Origin of the sequence: Robertmurraya dakarensis, assembly GCF_900156875.1 — a bacterium.
Classification (GTDB): domain Bacteria; phylum Bacillota; class Bacilli; order Bacillales; family Cytobacillaceae; genus Robertmurraya; species Robertmurraya dakarensis.
This window is the reverse complement of the sequence record NZ_LT707408.1, coordinates 1,059,014-1,078,111: the sequence shown is the minus strand read 5'-3', so window position 1 is coordinate 1,078,111 and position 19,098 is coordinate 1,059,014. Positions and strand designations below refer to the sequence as shown.

Sequence of the window (19,098 nt, the reverse complement as noted above, 5' to 3'; positions counted from 1 at the left end):
AAAAAAGAAGATAAGACCTGAAACTAATATCAAACCGAATGAAAGGGAGACCAGTCAAATGGCTAAGAAAAAACAATTAAAGAACCTTTCGATTGATGAGACATTACCACATCAAATAAGCGCACCTGACTTTAAGGATACGGGGATTAAAATGGATCCTCCCTTCATCAATGAACACGGCGTAGTGATTGGAGACAGCCATTATTCTTCCCCGAACTCACCATTAGAACAATGGACTGACGATACTGACCCAGCCATCATGTCTGGGGATGAATGGGTTCATCCTACAAATGATATTGGATGGAACACAACGGAAAATAGGGAACTTTTAGAAAGCAAAAAACCACCCAAGGCCTATCCATTCATGCATCCTACAAAAGATGTAAGCCATGGAAAGGATTAAAATATCGATAAAAAATAATCCAAGGGAATTCCCCTGGATTATTTTTTATATCTTAAATTATCCTATAATAACTCTTTCCTTCGGATAACGATAATTTACTTCTCGTTTTTTACCGCCAATCATGAATAAGAAAGAAGTTAAACCGATCCTTCCTATGAACATCAGAACCATAATGACACATTTCCCGAAACTGCTTAGCTCAGGAGTAATTCCCATAGACAACCCTGTTGTTCCGAATGCAGAGCATATTTCAAAGAGAAGCGCTAATAGTGAGTGTGTTTCTGAAATTGATAATAAAATCAATGAAAAAACACATAAACCTACTGCTAATAAGGAAATAACAAGAGACTTGGTTACATCATCTTCGTGTACTTCTCGCTTAAAAATTTTTATATTTTTATTTCCCCGCGCAAAATGGTATAAGAATAACATATTTAACGCAAATGTGGTTGTTCTTATCCCGCCTCCAACAGAACTTGGGGAAGCCCCAATAAACATCAAAATACCCATAATAATTAAGGTAGGCTCAGAAAATTGACTGACATCGATCGTTGCTAATCCGCCGCTTCTGGTTGAAGCAGACTGAAAGAGAGAGTAAAAAAAGGATTTATGCCACGATACGTCTCTAAAAGCATGCTGAAATTCTAATATCCATATTGTTAATGTGCCGACCACTAACAGAGCAATAAAAGTAACGGATGTTAATTTTGCAAATAAGGTAAACCGAAAAGGCAGCTGTTCTTCCTTATCAGGAAATAAATAATGTTTTAATTCAATAAGGACAGGAAAGCCGATAGCTCCTAGCGTGATCAAAATAATATTGATAAGCTGGACAAAATAATCACTTGCGTAAGGCACTAGTGATTGTCCTGTTATATCAAAACCACCATTGGTAGTTGCACTTATAGATGCAAATAACCCATGAAGAAAAGCTTCTTCCCAGCTGGGATAATAATTTAAAAAATACAATCCTAGAATAACCGTTCCGATTAGCTCTATTAATAAAATGATCTTTAATATCTCCCTAATTAATAAGACTAAACCAGCCAAGTTCGTTTGATTATGGTCGGCCATAATCAGTCTTCTAGATTTTAAGCCGATTTTTCTCCCAAGAAGCAGCCAAAAAAAGGTGCCTAGCGTCATCACACCAATACCGCCAAGCTGAAGCACAAACATCAAGATAAATATCCCGAACACACTGTACGTTTCAGAAATATTGATTACTGATAATCCTGTTACACTTACGGCACTAACAGCAGTAAACAACCTATCGATAAAAGGTACTTGTACTCCGGGTTGATGAACAGCCGGAATGCTTAATAATGAAACAGAAATAATAATAGCCAGAGCATAATAACCGACTAAGACTTGAGCAGGCGTCAAATTCTTAAAGATCTTTTTAGTTGCTGTCCACATATTTTTGCTATCCTTTCGCCATTTCTATCCCCCTATCATAAAGAATATCTCCCTAATTTTAAAGTCTTATTAAAAAATTTACGTATCATATTAATTTTCCTATAATGAATTAATGGATCATTAGGAGGAATAAAGATGCTTATACAAGAACTGGCAGAAAAAATTGTCAGTGAGGTTAGAAAATTATTAAATGAAGATATCATAGTTGTCAACACACAGGGAATCATTATTGCCAGCACTGATCCTGACCGGGTTCATACCTTTCATGAAGGTGCCTTTATTGCATCCAAGAAAAAGGATAAATTGATTATTACTCAGGAAGATCAAGCTATTCTGAGAGGTGTAAAAGCTGGGATAAATTTGCCGATTTTTTTCCAAAGAGATGTTGTCGGAGTCATTGGAATAACAGGAGATCCAGAGACCGTTTCTCCTTATGGTGAAATCATTCGAAAAATGACCGAGCTTCTAATAAGCGAAAGTTACTTTACCGAGCAATTTGACTGGCAATCTCGTTCAATTGAAGCTTTTCTATTGGATTGGATTCAGTTTAAAGAATGGGATGATTCATTTACAGATCGAGCAAAGCTTCTTGACATCGACCTGTCAGTAAACCGCAGAGTAATGATAGCAGAGTTCAATCAAGATTCCACTCTGTTACATCGAGATGGCTGGCTTTCCATTCTAGCTTGGAATGAACGAAATCAACATGACATCATCGCTAGATGGGGAAACAATAGAGTGATTTATCTTTCCAACAGCAAGGAGCTTGAGCGTTCGGATACCCGCAGTAGGGCCTTCAGATTTCAAACATTCCTTTCAGAACGACTGCATACAGTGGTGAGTATCGGGATTGGATCAAAAGTAAGTCCTTCACAAATCCAACTTTCGTATCACCAGGCAGAACGTGCCTTAAAGGCTAGAAAGAAAGACGGAGAAGTCGTATTTGATGAAGATCTGACATTAGAAATGGTATTAGATGATATTAAACAGCATACAAAGAAAGAGTTTGTGCTGCGGACGATAGAACCTCTATTGGAAGAACAAGAGCTTATTACAACATTAAAAACTCTTCTTCATCATGATTTTAATTTAAAAGAAACAGCACAATCCTTACATATACATATCAATACCCTCCACTATCGGTTGAAAAAAATTTCAGAATTAACAAACTTAAACCCACGAAATACTGATGATTTATTTATCCTTTACCTAGCGCTTCTCTTTTTAGATGAACATACAAAAAAGTAAAAGAAAAATGTTTATATTTTATATATTTATACATAGCGGGTTTTCCCGCTTTTTTCTATACTTAATGTAGTTACTTTTAATAACGCTTATTATTTTGTAAGCGTTTTATAATGAGTTTATGGGGGAATCTCTTCATGTTAAAAGAAGAAATAAGAAAGAAGTTAATCGCAGTAGTTGGAGAGGAAAACTTCGATGACAGTAAAGTGGGCAGACTTGCTTATTCATTCGATGCGACACCGAATTTTCAAGCGATGCCTGATGGTGTTGTCAGCCCGAGAAATACAGAAGAAGTCTCGTCATTAATAAAGATTTGTAATGAATATAAAATCCCAGTTGTACCTCGTGGTACAGGTACTAATTTATGCGGAGGAACATGTCCCACTGAAGGCGGAATCGTGTTTCTTTTTAAACATATGAATAAAATTCTTGAGATCGATGAAGAAAACTTAACAGCTACTGTACAGCCTGGAGCCATTACTCTTGATCTAATCAATGCAGTAGAAGCAAAAGGATTATTTTACCCGCCAGATCCTGGTTCAATGAAATCTTCTACTCTTGGCGGTAATATTAATGAAAATTCCGGCGGGCTTCGCGGTCTAAAATATGGTGTCACAAGAGACTATGTTATTGCATTGGAAATCGTACTGCCAAATGGCGATATTATGCGATCAGGGGGCAAGCTTGCAAAGGATGTCGCAGGCTATGATTTCACTCGACTGTTCGTCGGATCAGAAGGAACGTTAGGAATTATTACGGAAGCAACACTTAAACTTGTTCCGAAGCCAGAAACGAAAAAAACGATGCTTGCCCTATACCAAGACCTAGAAGCAGCAGCTCGTTCTGTTTCAAAAATTATTGCCAGCAAGATCATCCCAACAACATTAGAGTTCTTGGATCAGGCAACAATCACTGTCGTTGAAGACTATGTTAAAATCGGACTTCCTACAGATGCAAAAGCTGTTCTTTTAATCGAACAAGATGGATCACCGGAAGTTGTTCAAAAAGATATCGAAAAAATGACAGATATTTGTAAAAGTGAAAATGCGGTTTCTGTTCAGGTAGCTCAGTCTGACGAGGAAGCAGAACAATTAACAACAGCTAGAAGATGGGCCTTATCAGCTCTAGCAAGACTAAAGCCAACAACCATTCTTGAAGATGCGACAGTACCAAGATCAGAAATTGCCAATATGGTAAAAGCGATCAATGAAATTGCTAAAAAGTATGATTTAAATATTTGTACCTTTGGCCATGCCGGTGATGGAAACCTCCATCCAACTGTTCCAACAGATGCTAGAAATAAAGAAGAAATGGAACGCGTTGAGAAGGCATTTGAAGAAATTTTCATTAAAGCTGTTGAACTAGGCGGTACAATTACAGGTGAACATGGGGTTGGAATTATGAAAGCTCCATATCTTGAATTAAAGCTTGGAAAAGAAGGAATTGCAGCAATGAAAGCTGTTAAAGCAGCACTAGATCCGAACAACATTATGAATCCTGGGAAGATATTTGCAAAAGACAGTAGAAAACGTGTGGTGGTTGGAAAATGACAACAGTTCTAGAACAACAAACAATCCAAGATGAATTCAAAAATAGGATGAACGAAGATGAATTGTTAAATTGTATGCGCTGCGGTTTTTGTTTACCTTCATGTCCAACATACATCACTTCTGGTTATAAAGAGACACATTCTCCGCGGGGACGTATCGCTTTAATGAAAGCTGTTGTGGACGGTCTTATTGAACCAGACGAAGACTTTGAGAAATCACTTAATCAATGTCTTGGCTGCCGTGCCTGCGAACCTGTATGCCCTTCTGGTGTCAATTACGGTCACCTGCTTGAAGAAGCACGTGATATCATTAACCAGAACAAAAAGCATTCTTTACCTGTACGAACTGTAAGAAAAGTGGTATTTGATGGTCTATTTCCACATCCAAATCGGATGAGAACGGTAACAGGATTACTGGGCTTTTATCAACGCTCTGGTTTACAGAAAGTAGCAAGGGCAGCTGGTGTCATGAAATTGTTTCCAGAAAGCTTAGCAACAATGGAGAGAGTTCTTCCAAAAGTTCCGACAATGAGAGAAATGAAAAATCGTCCAGAGTTTGTTCCTTCACAAGGAACAACAACAAAACGAGTGGCTTTCTTTACTGGCTGCCTAATGGATACGATGTTTCTTGAGACCAATAATGCAACCATGAAGCTGCTTCAATTAGCTGGCTGCGAAATTGTCATACCAAAAGATCAAAGCTGCTGCGGTGCCTTACATGGTCATAGCGGCGAAAAGGACGGTTCCAAGGAGCTTGCGAAGCAAAATATTAAAGCGTTTGAAGATTTAAATGTCGATTATATCATTACGAACGCTGGAGGGTGCGGGGCATTTCTTGTTGATTATGATCATCTCCTAAAGGATGATCCGCAATGGAAGGATCGCGCTGTTGATTTCAAAAATAAAATCAAAGATATATCACAAATCCTTTACGAAGCAGACTTTCATAAAAAGGTTAAACTTCAGCTTCCATATCAAATCATTACGTACCAAGATTCCTGCCATTTACGAAATGTGATGAAAACGGCGTCTGCACCACGTGAGCTTCTTCGTGCAATAGACGGAATTGATTTTAAGGAAATGAAGGATGCCGACCGCTGCTGTGGTTCAGCAGGAATATACAATATTGTGGAATCTGAAATGTCCATGCAGATATTGGATTATAAAATGGAACAAACGAAAGCAACACATGCGACAACCGTCGTGACAGCAAATCCAGGCTGCCTTCTGCAAATGAAGCTTGGAATCGAAAGAGAAAACTTGAGTGATAAAATGAGAGCTGTTCACATTGTTGATGTATTATTAGAAGCAGTAGTTAAATAATTGCAGGAAGAGCTGGTGTCCATCAGCTCTTTTTTTGCAGCTATAAGAAATCTTAGTCATATTTTCCACACATGAAAGAAGGATATCATGCAACACTATTCATACGGGGGAAAAATTAATTTTTTAGGAGTGAGAATTATGGCAAGGAGCAGTAACAAATTGTTAGTGCCTGGAGTAGACCAATTTTTGGATCAAGTGAAATATGAAATTGCCCAAGAATTCGGAGTCACCCTTGGCTCAGATACAGTTTCACGCGCAAATGGGTCTGTTGGAGGAGAGATTACAAAGAGACTCGTCCAACAAGCTCAATCACAATTATCTGGCGGAAACAATCAAGCTTAAAAAGATCCATTATAAATTAATATAGACTGGAATAGTCCGGTTGTGTATACAACCGGACTACCATCATGATTACGTATCTCAATCGGGTTATTCCTTATTGTTCTCTATGTTACCTTCACGGTTATGTGATGAATTGTTCTTATCCCTGTTTTTATTTTTATTACTTTGATCATTCATATTATGATCCTGTTTACTGTTATTCCCATTGTTTCGGTTTTTTTCACCGTTGTTTTTGTTTTTCCCATTGTTACGGTCTTTTTCATTACTTTTATTCTTATTATTGTCTTTTCCTTCTTTGTTTTTACCTGGCGGAATTTTATTACTATTTTGTTTCACATCTTGGGACTTATTTTGGTTTTCAGCTTTTTTCTGTTGCCCAGGTGCTATATTCCTCGCCGGAGTATTCTTTATTCCATTGCTGTTTTTAGGCTCCACTTTTTCTGGCTTCTTGTTGTTACTTGGGAGCTGTTTCTTTTCTGTCTGATTTTTGTTCTTCTCGGTCTTTTCTTTAACAAATTGACCGACCGTTACTCCACTTTCTTTTGCAAGTTCACGGTCCTCTGTTGTAGCTTCAACTGAGATAATTTTAACCTCATCTTGCTTAATATTTTCTTCTAATTTTTTAATGGACCGATCAAGTTTTTCCTCACTTGTCTCAATGATTTTACCCGTGTGAACAGTGCCAATAACAACGTCTTTTTGAGCTGCTAAATACCCTTGCTCTTTAATCACCGTTAATAGTTGACCTGTTACATCATTGAGTGATGTATTTTCCCAATCTTCAATTGTTTCAATGACTTGTTTTCCGCTCTCATTATAGGCGGTCAGTTCAATCACTTTCAGCTGGTCATTAACACCTATTTCAATACTTGGGTTCACATCAATAGACATGTAGGCATATACCTGATTTTGATTATGAAAAGGAATAAATGAAACAATAGCAATGATAAGTGCGACAGCCATCGCCATCGCTGCAAATGACTTCCCTTTTAACCCGTTAAAAATCGAAAACGACCACAGTTTCTCCTTTTCCGTCTCTTGGATGGGCGAGAAATAGATTTCTTGCCCGATTTCATAATAATGCTCTTGCTTTTTTGCCCGCAAAAACTCGCCTTCAGGGGTTAACATTGTTAAAAAACGATCATTGATTTCCATTATTATACCTTTTTTCACGTTTCCAACACCCCTTTTATATAGTCTTTTAAAAAGATATAATCACCGATGAAAATTAGCGAAATAGCGATAATGTATTTACGATTTCTTTCAATCGTTTTTCTGCTTACTTCCACCTTGTCTTCTAATTGTTTAATTGGCAATCTCTTCTTTTCCAATAAGAGCTTCTGTAATTCAGGATCACTCACTAAAGTTTTCGCAACAATCATCGCATTTTTCCGTGCATCAGCATGCTTGGGAGACTGCTCAATGAGTTCATTGAAGGATAAACCGAAATCTTTAAGAATTCCAGAAAATTGAATAATTTCCTCTCTTCTTTGCTCCGCTTCCTTTATCTTTTGAAATTCATCAAGAGACAACTCTGCTTCTATTGATGACTGCGGACTATCTTCTTCCAACTCATCCCTCGAATCTAGACTTAATCCCTGATTCTTCGGTTGTCTGCGAATAAAGTCAATAACGCGGCGCTTAATGAGAACATCCGCAAAACTTAACAGGGAACTCCCTTTATCGGAATCATATTTTTGAATCGCTTCGTTAAAAGCGATTAAGCCTATGCTAAATTCATCATCTGTTTCGCTAATATACCTCTTACATACGGACGAAACTGATTTTGCAATAAACGGTTTATAAGAAGAAATCAGCTCATTTTGCAGAGTCGTATCACCTTGCTGAATTCGATGAACGGTTTCTTCAAGTGTTCGTTTTTTCTTTTTAGCCAAAAACAATAAACCAAGCAACAGTCTCACCCCTTACCCTTATCTCCATATATTACGATATCGGAGATATTTTTTTAAGGGTAAGCTTTTGGAAACTATTAAAAAATCCCCTCATCAGCCCATAAAAGAAAGATGCGTGGAATAGTTATAAGATCATAATGTTAGTTATCTTTTGCTCATATAGCATCTCCTTAGATGTTAGTAAAGCGGCCGCTTTCTTTACTAAATAACTACGAGAGATAAATGAGAATTTCTGGGGGTTAACTAAAAAAAAGCGAGAAGAATCCACAAAGGCATTTCTTCTCGCTTTTATTATGATTTGTTCTTAACAATTGTAAACCCGGTGAATCCATAAATGATTGTCAAAACCGGTGATATTAAACAGAAAAATGTGAATGGTAAATATTCAAGAGTTGGTACTCCTAAAACACCTGTTAAAAAGACACCGCATACTCCCCAAGGAACAAGTGGGTTAATAACAGTTCCAGCATCCTCTAAAATCCTTGATAAGTTTTTTAAATGCAATCCTGCTTTTTTGTACGAATCCTGAAAAGTGTTTCCTGTTAACAAGATCGATAAATATTGTTCTCCCACTAATAGATTAATGCCAATCGCTGTCATAACTGTAGAAAAAATAAGTGCAGGCACTTTAAAGAGCAAGTGGGCAATCCCGTTTAATAAAGCAGGCACAACACCCAGCTTAAATAATAGGCCCCCTAAAGCTAAAGCAAGCAATACTAACGAAATGGAGAACATCATGCTTTCCATTCCACCTCTAGCCAAAAGAGCATCTACTTCCTCTACACCGCTGCTAGAACGATATCCCGAGAACAAAAGCTCCATCATGAACTGAAATGTAAAATCTTTTTGAACAAAAATAGAAAGCAGGAGTGCAGAGATAATCCCAATTGCTAGTGTCAACATGGCTGAGACCCTCATTATAGCTAGTATACTTAATAATAGAAACGGGATAATCGAATAGAAATGAACCAAGTCTAGTTTTAGAAGCGTTTCTTTTAGCAGATTAATCTTTTCAAAACTCGCAGAAGCATCCTTAGGCGATAAAAAAGCAAATAGAATAAAAGATATAACGAACGCCGGAATGGTCGTCCATGTCATATTTTTTATATGCTCAAATATGTCTACCTTCACAACCATCGATGCAAGATTTGTTGTATCTGATAGTGGAGACATCTTATCCCCAAAGAACGCTCCTGAAATAACAGCACCGGCTGTGATCGCAATGGAAAGTTCTAATGCTGAACTAACACTGATAAATGCCACGCCCAGGGTTGCAGCTGTAGTCAAGGAACTTCCAATGCTCATGCCGATGATCGCAGTGACAACAAACGCAATCGCATAAAAATAACTCCCATTAACGACTTCCAAAGATAAATAGATAAAAGTAGGAATCGTTCCGCTAGCCATCCAGCTTGCGATCAGCATTCCAATAAAGAAGAACAGCATAATCGCACCAAGACCTGATTTAGCCCCTTCTATCATCCCTTTTTCCAGTTCACTCATCGGAACTTTTTTTATAAGCCCATACAAAAACAAAATAAAAATGGCCATCACAACTGGAACATGCGGCACAATATTATATTTGATAATAGTAAAACTAAGTCCTGTTAGTAATATTAACGTTAAAATCAGTGCCTCTGATGATTTCAGCTTTATAGCAGCTTGTGATTCATTCATGTCGATAATCCCCCGTGTTTTTTGCACTTAAACGCTTTTTAGCACTAAAGTATTTTGCTATTTTAATATATTATTTTTATTCCTCTAAGTCAATGTATACTTTCTCTCAAAAGAAAAGATCCCCTTATCAAGGGGACCAACTTTATCAAGCTGTTATGATTGATAATCATCCATAGGATTATACAATTTAACATCCGGGTTTTTATCCTGGAACCATCTTAATGCAAAGTCATTCTCAAACAGGAATGCTCTTTTATCATATCTGTCTTTTACAAGCAAACTTCTAGATGCAGATAAATTTTCATTTACCGTCTCATTTTCAACCCATCGAGTAATCTTAGAACCTAATCGTTCCATAATCACCTCGACGTTATACTCGTTCTTCATTCGGTGTTCAAACACCTCAAACTGAAGCTGTCCCACTGCGCCAAGCAAATAATCTTCCGTTTTAACGGTTTTAAAGAGCTGAATAGCCCCCTCCTGTACCAGTTGGTTAATCCCTTTATGAAAATGTTTTTGTTTCATGACATTTTTAGCAGTCACTCTAACAAATAATTCAGGTGTAAACTGCGGCAGCTTCTCATACTGAAAATTATTTTTGCCAACTGTGAGAGTATCCCCGATTTGATAAGTACCTGGATCATACAAACCAATGATGTCCCCGCTGACAGCTTCATTTACCGTACTGCGGTCATCAGCCATAAATTGTGTGGATTGCGCCAATTTCATCGTCTTACCTAATCGAGGAATGTTGACTGTCATGCCGCGCTCAAACCTTCCAGAACAAATCCGCAAAAATGCAATCCGGTCACGGTGAGCAGGGTTCATATTTGCTTGAATCTTAAAGATAAATCCGGAGAAGTCTTCGGAAAGTGCATCAATTTCCCCTTCAGTTGAATTTCTTGATTGTGGAGGGGGAGCAAATTCCAAATAGGCATCCAAAAATGTTTGTACGCCAAAATTAGTTAAAGCACTTCCGAAGAAAACGGGTGTCAACTCACCATTTGCAATACGTTCACGCGAAAATTCATTTCCAGCTTCATTTAACAGCATCATCTCTTCCAGAGTTTCGTCATAAAGAGAAGATTGTTTTAATTTGTGATCACCATTAATTTCTCCGTCTTCATTAAGACTGATATACCGGTCTGAATCTTCAACACGAAACTGTTCAATCCGATTGTAATACCGATCATAAATCCCTAGAAAGTCTTTTCCCATACCGATCGGCCAATTCATTGGATAGGATTCAATTCCCATTACCTCTTCTAGTTCTGAAAGTAACTCTAGCGGAGATCTCCCTTCACGGTCAAGCTTATTAATGAAGGTGAAGATTGGAATCCCACGCATCCGGCAAACTTTAAAGAGCTTTAAGGTTTGTTCCTCAATCCCCTTAGCAGAATCTATAATCATAACAGCGCTGTCTACAGCCATTAATGTACGATACGTATCTTCACTGAAATCTTGGTGACCAGGTGTATCCAAGATATTCACTTTGCAATCTTTATAATCAAACTGCATGACACTTGAGGTAACAGAGATTCCCCTTTGCTTTTCGATCTCCATCCAGTCACTTGTTGCAAATTTACCTGTTTTCTTCCCTTTAACCGTTCCTGCATCGCGAATCGCACCACCGAACAGCAGCAGCTTTTCTGTTAAAGTGGTTTTCCCCGCATCCGGGTGGGAGATAATCGCAAATGTCCGGCGGGATAAAACCTCATCCTTAAGATTTGTTGTCATAAATTTATTTCCTTCTTTCATCCATGGCATATTAATATTAAATTAGTCCGCATCACAATATTATAGCAAATGACCAGCTATTTAAACAGATTATTTAAGAACACTTGACCTGGCTCTACCAGTAATATACAAATATTATATACTTCTTAAAATATCAAGTATTTACCTAAAAATATAAAATAAAACTTTAAAACAAGAGGTTATTATGGTGTTTTCCAAATTTAAATTTGCCGGAGGCAGAGTTGTTAAGACAGGAATCGGTGTTTTTGTTACTGCCTTAATATGTCAAGCCTTCAACTTCAACCCTATTTTTGCCGTTATAACAGCAATTGTAACGATTGAACCAACTGCTTCAGACTCTATCAAAAAAGGTGTCATTCGATTTCCATCTGCTGTAATTGGCGCCGGATATTCAATGATTTTTGCTGCACTTTTTGGAGACCAGGCCATTACTTATGCATTGGCAGCTATTTTTACAATCGTTACCTGTCACAAATTTAAGCTTGAGGCCGGTATACTAGTTGCTACGCTGACGGCTGTCAACATGATCCCGATTACTCATGATCACTATTTAGCTGCTTTCGTAGAAAGACTTGGCACCACAACAATAGGCCTTACCGTTTCAACATTGGTGAACATTTTAATTCTTCCTCCTCACTACACTGGGGCAATCACGAAAAGTACAGGAATTTTGTTTGAAAAATTGGGAAGCTTACTCCTGCAAATAACAAATGATATTTTACATAAAAGAAGAAATAAAAACACTTACGAACAATTCAATTCTCTTATGAAGGACTTGGAAAAAACGGAGCAGCTTTGTCAATATCAAAGAGAAGAATGGAAGTATCACCGCCATACAAAACAGGAACTTCGTGAATTTCATTATGAACATAAGAAACTAATTGTTCTAAGGCAGATGCTCTATCATATTGGGAATTTGATGTATGTGCCATTTGACAAAGATAAAGTAGATATAAAGGAAGATTCCTACATTATTACTTTTATTACAGGATTAGCACATTTCTTGCAGGAGAGAAGTTTTAGTATGAATGACCATCCTGAATGGTTAATACCAAATATACGCAAAGATTCATCTTCTTTAAGGAATGAATTATTTAACCCCGCTCATGAAGGGTCTAACAGTTTCTCTCCAGAGACAATTCTGTTTTACGAATTAACGGCACTTCAGGAGTTGGCACAGCAGCTCTCACATATCCAGCAGTTTGAATCTAAGCATGGTCACTTCGACTTATCGATTAGGAAAAATAATACTGTAGAAAAAAGTCATGAATCCTGAAAAAATCACTGAGGCAATGAAAATATTCTGTTATAATATTGGAAGAAGATAGTGAAATAGGAAAGAATAGTAGGGGAACCGGTGTTGCCGGTTGAGATTGCTTCCATAAGAAGCTGACCCTTTGAACCTGATCTGGCTAAGACCAGCGTAGGGAACATATTCAAACAATATAAATATTTATTGTTTTGCTAATATGCGCCCAGGTTCAAAAGCCTAGGGTGCTTTTTGTTTTCCTTATTCTTCTTAAATTTAACACAAGGAGTGTTTTGCATGAAAAAGATTTGGCTGATCACTTTATTAGCGCTTTTCTTTATTGGAGGGTGTGGAAATGCGGCTAAAGATAATGCTGACCTAAACGAACCTAACCATCCTGAAAAAGAAGCATTGGACAAGGTTACAGTCGTTCTTGATTGGACACCAAATACGAATCATACAGGTCTTTATACAGCACAGGAAAATGGTTACTTCGAAGAGGAAGGACTAGAAGTTGAAATCATGATGCCTGGTGAAGCCGGGGCAGATCAATTAGTCGCTTCAGGAAAAGCAGAATTTGGTGTAAGCTACCAAGAGGGCGTAACATTGGCGCGGGTTCAAGGAGTTCCACTTGTGTCAATTGCAGCTATCATCCAGCACAATACCTCTGGTTTCGCATCACTTGCAGAAAAAAACATTAAAAGTCCAAAAGATTTTGAAGGAAAATCTTATGGAGGATGGGGCTCACCTATTGAAAGATCGGTTATTGAATCCCTTATGAAGCAGGAGAACGCTGATGTTGAAAAAGTTTCTATTGTGAATATCGGTGATACGGACTTTTTTACAGCCGTTCGACAAGACATCGATTTTGCTTGGATTTATTACGGATGGACGGGTGTTGAAGCAGAGATTAGAGGAGAGGATATTAATATGGTCTACTTAACGGATTACTCTAATAATCTCGACTACTATACGCCTGTGCTAACTACAAACGAAAATATGATTGAAGAAAATCCAGAGACAATTAAAAGCTTTTTAAAAGCAGTTGCTAAAGGGTATCAGTTCGCAATACAACAACCAAACGAAGCGGCTGATATATTGTTAAAGGCTGCCCCTGATTTAGATGCTGAACTCGTGAAAAAAAGCCAGGAATGGTTAGCACCTAAATACCAAGATGATGCTGATAAATGGGGATTGCAGAAACAAGAAGTTTGGGAAAACTATGCGAATTGGATGTTTGAGAATGGGCTTTTAGAAAAAGAATTAGACGCGGAAAAAGCATTCACAAATGAATTTTTACCAGAATAGAGAGGAGAATTAAAGTGGCAAATTCACTCATTAGTATTCAAATCATTCCTAAAACCAAAGACGGTGAAGACGTCATTCCTTATGTAGATGAAGCAATTTCAATTATTGAAGCATCTGGAGTTAAATATGAGGTTCATCCACTTGAAACGACCATGGAGGGTGAATTACATGAGCTATTGAACATAATCGTAAAAATGAATGAAAGAATGATTGAACTCGGCAGCAGCAATGTCATTTCCCAAGTAAAGATTCTTTACCAGCCTCAAGGAATTACAATGACAAATTTAACGGAGAAGTATCGACAGTGAATAATATGATTTTAAAAGGATGGAGACCCGTTTTGGTTCTTCTCCTTTTATTAATTGTTTGGGAATTAATCGTTAAACAGACTGGTGTACCGGATTGGCTCTTTCCAGCACCTTCGCAAATTTTTCAAGAAGGATGGAATGGATGGGAACAATTCTATCCACATCTTCTGGCAACTCTAAAGCTTTCATTGATAGGTTTCTTGATTGGTTCAGGGACAGGACTGATAACAGCAATTATTCTTCATTTATTGCCAGGTCTTAGAGATTCTATTTATCCATTATTAATATTATCCCAGAACATCCCTATTATTGTTCTTGCTCCACTCTTGGTAATTTGGTTTGGCTTTGGCCTCATGCCGAAGATCATCGTAATTGCGCTGGTTTGTTTTTTTCCAATCACCGTCGCTTCCCTAGATGGATTCAAGCAAACAGCACCTGAGTTAAAGCATTATATGAATATGGCAGGTGCATCAAAAAGTCAGCTATTTTGGAAACTGGAACTTCCCTACGCCACTCCATCAATATTCTCCGGTTTAAAGATCTCGGCTACATATAGTGTAATGGGAGCAGTTATTTCAGAATGGCTTGGAGCAAAACATGGAATAGGTGTCTATATGACTTTAGCTTCTTCATCATTTCGAACTGATCGAGTTTTCGTAGCGATTTTTTGGATTATGATCTTAAGCCTATTGTTTTTTGGTCTCATTAAGGCAGCTGAACGCACCCTAGTTCGTGGACAGTTCAAAGGAGAAATAAAATGACATTGCTAAATATCTCAAATTTGTCAAAGAGTTTTGGAAACGAAACGATCCTCGCACATCTTAATCTTTCTGTGGCAGAAGGTGAGTTTGTCTCCATTTTAGGTCCTTCCGGAAGCGGAAAAAGCACGTTATTCCACTTAGTTGGCGGTATACTTGCACCTGATGAGGGTGAAATCAACTTAAATGGAGACGTTATTTCTGGTAAGAGGGGCTATATCAGCTATATGCCGCAAACCCCCTCCCTTCTTCCATGGAGAAACATTCTTCATAATGTAACTCTTGGGCAAGAGCTGCAAAGAAAAGCTGATAAGGAAACCGCAAAAGACATGCTAATGAAGGCTGGGCTTCAACAATATATGAATGCTTATCCTAATGAGCTTTCAGGAGGAATGAAACAGCGAGCCGCATTTATTAGAGCTTTATTAAGTCCACAATCGGTATTATGTCTTGACGAACCATTCTCTGCTTTGGACGAATTAACGAGACAGGAGATGCAAGAATGGCTTTTGGGTACATGGGAGGAATACAAGAAAACTATCCTTTTCGTTACCCACAATATCGAGGAGGCCTTATTTTTGTCAGATAGAATCATTATTTTATCTTCGAAACCTGCTCAAGTTAAAGCGGAAGTGACCGTTCCTTTTTCCCGCCCGCGGGAAAAAAAGCTTCTCCTTGAAGACGAATTTTTTAAATGGAAAAGAAAGGTTTATAATTTGCTTACATCGACAGCTGATGAGTATATCACAAGGACATAAAGTTACTTCTCAATATCGAAGAGGAAGGCTGGTATACTTGATGAAACTTAAACTTGTGGACGCACATATCCATTTAGATCAATATAAAGATGATGATATTAACCGCCTAATCAATCATTACAGTGCTCTGCATGCACTGATTACCGTATCCACTGACCTGAATTCTTGTAATAGAAACTTGGAACTTTCTAAGAATTACCCTCAAGTACATGCAGCATTCGGTTTTCATCCTGAGCAGCATCTTCCCTCTGAGGAGGATTTACAGACGCTGATTGCTTGGATGGCTGAACACAAAAATCAAATGGCAGCTATTGGAGAAGTAGGTCTTCCCTATTATTTAAAGCAGGACAAAAAAGAAGCAGCATTCCCTTACAATCAGTACGTGGAGCTGCTTGATTGTTTTATCCAACTATCAAAAGAATGGGAAAAACCAATTGTCCTTCACGCTGTGTACGAAGATGCTGAAGCTGCTTGCGATCTACTTGAGAAATATTCAATAAAAAAGGCTCATTTTCATTGGTTTAAAGGAGATATGAAAACCATCCTAAGATTGGAACGTAACGGATACTATATCTCTGTTACACCCGACATTACCTATGAAAAGGAGATACAAGAGCTAGTACAGCACTTTCCTCTTGAACAAATTATGGTTGAAACTGATGGTCCTTGGCCATTTGAAGGTCCTTTTAAAGGACAGATGACACATCCTAAAATGATGAAAGAATCACTAAAAAAGATTGCTTCCCTTAAAAAACTTCCATTATCTGTTGTCACGGAAAAGATCCTCCAAAACTCAATGGATTTCTACTTCCATTAAAATATGTAATTCAAAAAAGCAGGGTAAAACCCTGCTTTTTCGCTATTTTATTACCACTTAAAACATGCAGCACCTACGATGATTAGTAAGATGAAGAGAACAACAATTAAAGCGAACCCTCCACCATAGCCGCCTCCGTAGCCATAGCCACCACCATAAGGATATCCATATCCGTAAGGCATTAAATCTCCTCCTTTATTAATTTCGGCTTAATAATAGCCGCCGTATCCCCAAGAAGCACCAATGATAATTAATAAAATAAACAGCACCACTAATAGAGCAAATCCGCCGCCGTATCCATGTTCAGACATTTATAAAAACCTCCTTTTCGTATTTCAATATATCCTATTCAATTGCCTTAGGATGTGGAATAGACAGATGACCATTTTCAGCAGTGGAAATGGTAACCAATTCATTTCAATAAGCAAACTTTGATAAATATTGAAAATCTAAAGTGCTATATTGTTCTAATAAATAAGCTGACCTTATCGCATTTGGCTTTCTCAATGTATTTAAAGATTGAATCATTTCTTCTTTTGTTCCTATGCCAATTCCATGCCCAAAGTAAAGATCCTTCCCCATGTAAACTGTATTCTCACCAATCCAAACAGGATATTTATAATCTGGATTATAAAAATATAAAACGTTACCAGGAATATAATCTGTACCGGCTTTAGTGATAATCTTTAAATCTTCATCGTAACTCCAATCCCAAACAAGTAAGTTTCTAAACAACTGATTAAAAGCTTGTATATTAATGGACTGCAGCACTGCGTAGTAATAGATGAGAACAATCGCAGTTGAACATTCAAATGCATATTCATGTCCATTTTTAAAAATATCTGCAATAGCTGCTGAAGGAAGTACATTCGGTCTAAGAGCATAACCCCTTCTCGTCTTTATCCAGTAAAGAGGGTTGAATTTTGAATTTTTAAATATGTTAAATTCCGCTGCGCTATTTGAAAGCTTAATAGCTGCTTCAATAATGTTTGACCTTAGCAGGATTTCAAATCTAAGCTGGTTCATAGAAATATAATATCGGGGATACTTGCTTGCTTGCAGTTCTTTAAAGATAGTACCCTCAATTTCTGAGAGACTATGGGGCGGGTCTTCTAATAAAGTACCCATCATTATGATCATTCAAGTCATCACTCCAATCGTCATTATTCCTACAATATATGCGGATTGTCCTTCATCCGTTTAATATGTATTACCACTTTGCTGACAAGTTCGATTAATTACTTGTCCTTCTCCAAACAATTGCTGCATAGAATAATGTAGCAATAAACAATGGGGAGGTAGCTATGTTACATTTTTTAGAAAAAGCGATTATCGGGATGGCATTACTTAGAATTCTCTCGGGCAGTATTGAAATTATTGCTGCGATGTTAATTTTAAAAGTAAATGAGGTTGAAAAGGCTCTCGTTATAAATAGTTCTCTTGCTTTAATCGGACCAATCATCCTCATTGCAACAACAACGATTGGTCTATTTGGAGTCGCTGAAAAGGTTTCATTCACGAAGATGTTGTGGATTTTTTGCGGGGTAGGATTAATTCTATACGGTGTTAAGAGCAATTAATCACTTTATCAAAAAATAAAAGACCGCCTTTTGTATAGAATTGGCGGTCTTTTCAGTGTAATTGTGTCAAATTATAGTTTCGCAACTGTGTGTTGTTCCCCTTTTCCAAATTTTTCTTGAACGAAAGGTACGATAAATCGATCAAGTCCAATCTTACCAGCGTTATAACCTGCTACTAAAATAAAGATAGTTAGTAACACCATTTGTGCATTTGTACTAACTGTTCCTGAGAATAAAAATGCAAAATTCATGACAATTCCAAAGAACGCTGCAACAGTTGTGAAACATCCTAAAATTAATCCAAGACCCACTAGGACCTCACCCCATGCGACTAGGAAGCTGAAAAGACCCGCATTGGGCAATGCGACACCTTCTAAAAAGCTCGCCCACCAGGCTTGTACAGCTGGATGATCGCCGCCAGCCTTTGCAATTGAACCTTGAAGAAATCCAGATGCATCAAATCCATCTACTACTTTATGAAATCCTGCTGTTAACCAAGAATAACCCAAATACAATCGAATGATAGTTAATAACACTCCAGAAATCTGACTTTCTCTTAACCATCTGACAAACATGCTAATCACTTTCCTTTCTTCATAAAATAATGAATGATTACACTTATAAAATATCATAAAAAGATATGAAAAAAGCAGATTGTAGAACTCGTTCACAATAGTGTAAAATCATTATGACA

The 19,098-nt window shown here is 37.6% G+C and carries 20 protein-coding genes, 1 pseudogene and 1 riboswitch; of the genes and pseudogenes, 12 read left to right on the top strand and 9 right to left on the bottom strand.

Going from position 1 to position 19,098, the window contains the following annotated elements; translation table 11 throughout:
* Positions 1 to 58: 58 nt before the first annotated feature.
* Positions 59 to 403, top strand: coding sequence for a DUF3905 domain-containing protein (locus CZ487_RS06430; protein WP_077211303.1), 345 nt, complete (start codon positions 59 to 61; stop codon positions 401 to 403).
* A 57-nt stretch (positions 404 to 460) separates the two neighbouring features.
* Here the strand turns inward: CZ487_RS06430 and CZ487_RS06425 are convergent, their stop codons facing one another.
* The gene (locus CZ487_RS06425) at positions 461 to 1,819 is read right to left on the bottom strand and encodes a TrkH family potassium uptake protein (RefSeq protein ID WP_077211302.1); all 1,359 of its coding nucleotides are present in this window, start codon (positions 1,817 to 1,819) and stop codon (positions 461 to 463) included.
* A 135-nt stretch (positions 1,820 to 1,954) separates the two neighbouring features.
* On the opposite strand from CZ487_RS06425, the gene CZ487_RS06420 reads away from it, so the two are divergent.
* The 4 genes from CZ487_RS06420 to CZ487_RS06405 all read left to right on the top strand — a co-directional run bounded on the left by CZ487_RS06420 (position 1,955) and on the right by CZ487_RS06405 (position 6,278).
* Entirely contained in the window at positions 1,955 to 3,067 is a 1,113-nt protein-coding gene (locus CZ487_RS06420; RefSeq protein ID WP_077211301.1) for a CdaR family transcriptional regulator, read from the top strand.
* A 134-nt stretch (positions 3,068 to 3,201) separates the two neighbouring features.
* Positions 3,202 to 4,614, top strand: coding sequence for a glycolate oxidase subunit GlcD (glcD, locus tag CZ487_RS06415; RefSeq protein ID WP_077211300.1), 1,413 nt, complete (start codon positions 3,202 to 3,204; stop codon positions 4,612 to 4,614).
* Positions 4,611 to 5,936 carry a (Fe-S)-binding protein gene (locus CZ487_RS06410; RefSeq protein WP_077211299.1) on the top strand — a complete coding sequence of 442 codons (1,326 nt, stop codon included), beginning with the start codon at positions 4,611 to 4,613 and terminating at the stop codon, positions 5,934 to 5,936. Before glcD ends, CZ487_RS06410 begins: the two co-directional genes overlap by 4 nt.
* Positions 5,937 to 6,074: 138 nt before the next feature.
* Complete coding sequence (locus tag CZ487_RS06405; RefSeq protein WP_077211298.1) at positions 6,075 to 6,278, top strand: alpha/beta-type small acid-soluble spore protein; 204 nt, start codon at positions 6,075 to 6,077, stop codon at positions 6,276 to 6,278.
* Positions 6,279 to 6,365: 87 nt separating this feature from the next.
* Here CZ487_RS06405 and CZ487_RS06400 read toward each other — a convergent pair whose 3' ends face one another.
* The 4 genes from CZ487_RS06400 to CZ487_RS06385 form a co-directional block, all read right to left on the bottom strand.
* A complete protein-coding gene (locus CZ487_RS06400) occupies positions 6,366 to 7,451 on the bottom strand; it encodes an anti-sigma factor domain-containing protein (RefSeq protein WP_077211297.1) in 1,086 nt (361 codons plus the stop codon).
* Positions 7,448 to 8,200 (bottom strand): RNA polymerase sigma factor SigI, encoded by a 753-nt coding sequence (gene sigI / locus CZ487_RS06395; protein WP_077211296.1) that lies wholly within the window; start codon positions 8,198 to 8,200, stop codon positions 7,448 to 7,450. Before sigI ends, CZ487_RS06400 begins: the two co-directional genes overlap by 4 nt.
* Positions 8,201 to 8,482: 282 nt before the next feature.
* A complete protein-coding gene (gene nhaC / locus CZ487_RS06390; RefSeq protein ID WP_077211295.1) occupies positions 8,483 to 9,868 on the bottom strand; it encodes a Na+/H+ antiporter NhaC in 1,386 nt (461 codons plus the stop codon).
* 153 nt (positions 9,869 to 10,021) lie between these two features.
* Positions 10,022 to 11,605: a peptide chain release factor 3 gene (locus tag CZ487_RS06385; protein ID WP_077211294.1), complete on the bottom strand. Its 1,584-nt coding sequence runs from the start codon at positions 11,603 to 11,605 to the stop codon at positions 10,022 to 10,024.
* A 205-nt stretch (positions 11,606 to 11,810) separates the two neighbouring features.
* Here CZ487_RS06385 and CZ487_RS06380 point away from each other — a divergent pair, with 205 nt between their 5' ends.
* From CZ487_RS06380 to CZ487_RS06355, 6 genes are all read left to right on the top strand, one after another.
* A complete protein-coding gene (locus CZ487_RS06380) occupies positions 11,811 to 12,902 on the top strand; it encodes an aromatic acid exporter family protein (RefSeq protein ID WP_084783138.1) in 1,092 nt (363 codons plus the stop codon).
* Positions 12,903 to 12,963: 61 nt separating this feature from the next.
* Positions 12,964 to 13,073, top strand: a riboswitch (TPP riboswitch).
* 99 nt (positions 13,074 to 13,172) lie between these two features.
* On the top strand, positions 13,173 to 14,183 hold the full coding sequence (locus CZ487_RS06375; RefSeq protein WP_077211292.1) for an ABC transporter substrate-binding protein: 1,011 nt from the start codon (positions 13,173 to 13,175) through the stop codon (positions 14,181 to 14,183).
* Between the two features lie 14 nt (positions 14,184 to 14,197).
* Entirely contained in the window at positions 14,198 to 14,491 is a 294-nt protein-coding gene (locus CZ487_RS06370) for a thiamine-binding protein (protein ID WP_077211291.1), read from the top strand.
* Positions 14,492 to 14,496: 5 nt separating this feature from the next.
* Positions 14,497 to 15,252, top strand: coding sequence for an ABC transporter permease (locus CZ487_RS06365; RefSeq protein WP_419865710.1), 756 nt, complete (start codon positions 14,497 to 14,499; stop codon positions 15,250 to 15,252).
* Positions 15,249 to 16,007: an ABC transporter ATP-binding protein gene (locus CZ487_RS06360; RefSeq protein ID WP_077211289.1), complete on the top strand. Its 759-nt coding sequence runs from the start codon at positions 15,249 to 15,251 to the stop codon at positions 16,005 to 16,007. The genes CZ487_RS06365 and CZ487_RS06360 overlap by 4 nt, the downstream gene beginning before the upstream one ends.
* 40 nt (positions 16,008 to 16,047) lie before the next feature.
* A complete protein-coding gene (locus CZ487_RS06355; protein ID WP_077211885.1) occupies positions 16,048 to 16,824 on the top strand; it encodes a TatD family hydrolase in 777 nt (258 codons plus the stop codon).
* 50 nt (positions 16,825 to 16,874) lie between these two features.
* Here CZ487_RS06355 and CZ487_RS28150 read toward each other — a convergent pair.
* The 3 genes and pseudogenes from CZ487_RS28150 to CZ487_RS06340 all read right to left on the bottom strand — a co-directional run.
* Positions 16,875 to 16,958 (bottom strand): annotated as a pseudogene (locus CZ487_RS28150) (YjcZ family sporulation protein); the annotation flags it as partial.
* 75 nt (positions 16,959 to 17,033) lie between these two features.
* Positions 17,034 to 17,135, bottom strand: coding sequence for a YjcZ family sporulation protein (locus tag CZ487_RS06345; RefSeq protein WP_077211287.1), 102 nt, complete (start codon positions 17,133 to 17,135; stop codon positions 17,034 to 17,036).
* Positions 17,136 to 17,241: 106 nt separating this feature from the next.
* Positions 17,242 to 17,964 (bottom strand): protein-glutamine gamma-glutamyltransferase, encoded by a 723-nt coding sequence (locus tag CZ487_RS06340; RefSeq protein WP_077211286.1) that lies wholly within the window; start codon positions 17,962 to 17,964, stop codon positions 17,242 to 17,244.
* A gap of 164 nt (positions 17,965 to 18,128) precedes the next feature.
* Between CZ487_RS06340 and CZ487_RS06335 the strand changes: the two genes are divergently transcribed.
* Entirely contained in the window at positions 18,129 to 18,404 is a 276-nt protein-coding gene (locus tag CZ487_RS06335; protein WP_077211285.1) for a YqhV family protein, read from the top strand.
* A 71-nt stretch (positions 18,405 to 18,475) separates the two neighbouring features.
* On the opposite strand, the gene CZ487_RS06330 is transcribed toward CZ487_RS06335, so the two are convergent.
* A complete protein-coding gene (locus CZ487_RS06330) occupies positions 18,476 to 18,979 on the bottom strand; it encodes a DoxX family protein (RefSeq protein WP_077211284.1) in 504 nt (167 codons plus the stop codon).
* Between the last annotated feature and the right edge of the window lie 119 nt (positions 18,980 to 19,098).

Excerpts from the sequence above, each read along its gene's own strand:
- nhaC (WP_077211295.1), bottom strand. The coding sequence starts at position 9,868 with ATGAATGAATCACAAGCTGCTATAAAGCTGAAATCATCAGAGGCACTG.
- CZ487_RS06340 (WP_077211286.1), bottom strand. The coding sequence starts at position 17,964 with ATGATCATAATGATGGGTACTTTATTAGAAGACCCGCCCCATAGTCTC.
- CZ487_RS06380 (WP_084783138.1), top strand. The coding sequence starts at position 11,811 with ATGGTGTTTTCCAAATTTAAATTTGCCGGAGGCAGAGTTGTTAAGACA.
- CZ487_RS06335 (WP_077211285.1), top strand. The coding sequence starts at position 18,129 with ATGTTACATTTTTTAGAAAAAGCGATTATCGGGATGGCATTACTTAGA.
- CZ487_RS06360 (WP_077211289.1), top strand. The coding sequence starts at position 15,249 with ATGACATTGCTAAATATCTCAAATTTGTCAAAGAGTTTTGGAAACGAA.
- CZ487_RS06405 (WP_077211298.1), top strand. The coding sequence starts at position 6,075 with ATGGCAAGGAGCAGTAACAAATTGTTAGTGCCTGGAGTAGACCAATTT.
- CZ487_RS06430 (WP_077211303.1), top strand. The coding sequence starts at position 59 with ATGGCTAAGAAAAAACAATTAAAGAACCTTTCGATTGATGAGACATTA.
- CZ487_RS06330 (WP_077211284.1), bottom strand. The coding sequence starts at position 18,979 with ATGTTTGTCAGATGGTTAAGAGAAAGTCAGATTTCTGGAGTGTTATTA.
- glcD (WP_077211300.1), top strand. The coding sequence starts at position 3,202 with ATGTTAAAAGAAGAAATAAGAAAGAAGTTAATCGCAGTAGTTGGAGAG.
- CZ487_RS06385 (WP_077211294.1), bottom strand. The coding sequence starts at position 11,605 with ATGACAACAAATCTTAAGGATGAGGTTTTATCCCGCCGGACATTTGCG.
- CZ487_RS06410 (WP_077211299.1), top strand. The coding sequence starts at position 4,611 with ATGACAACAGTTCTAGAACAACAAACAATCCAAGATGAATTCAAAAAT.
- CZ487_RS06420 (WP_077211301.1), top strand. The coding sequence starts at position 1,955 with ATGCTTATACAAGAACTGGCAGAAAAAATTGTCAGTGAGGTTAGAAAA.
- CZ487_RS06425 (WP_077211302.1), bottom strand. The coding sequence starts at position 1,819 with ATGTGGACAGCAACTAAAAAGATCTTTAAGAATTTGACGCCTGCTCAA.
- CZ487_RS06365 (WP_419865710.1), top strand. The coding sequence starts at position 14,497 with ATGATTTTAAAAGGATGGAGACCCGTTTTGGTTCTTCTCCTTTTATTA.
- CZ487_RS06345 (WP_077211287.1), bottom strand. The coding sequence starts at position 17,135 with ATGTCTGAACATGGATACGGCGGCGGATTTGCTCTATTAGTGGTGCTG.
- CZ487_RS06375 (WP_077211292.1), top strand. The coding sequence starts at position 13,173 with ATGAAAAAGATTTGGCTGATCACTTTATTAGCGCTTTTCTTTATTGGA.
- CZ487_RS06355 (WP_077211885.1), top strand. The coding sequence starts at position 16,048 with ATGAAACTTAAACTTGTGGACGCACATATCCATTTAGATCAATATAAA.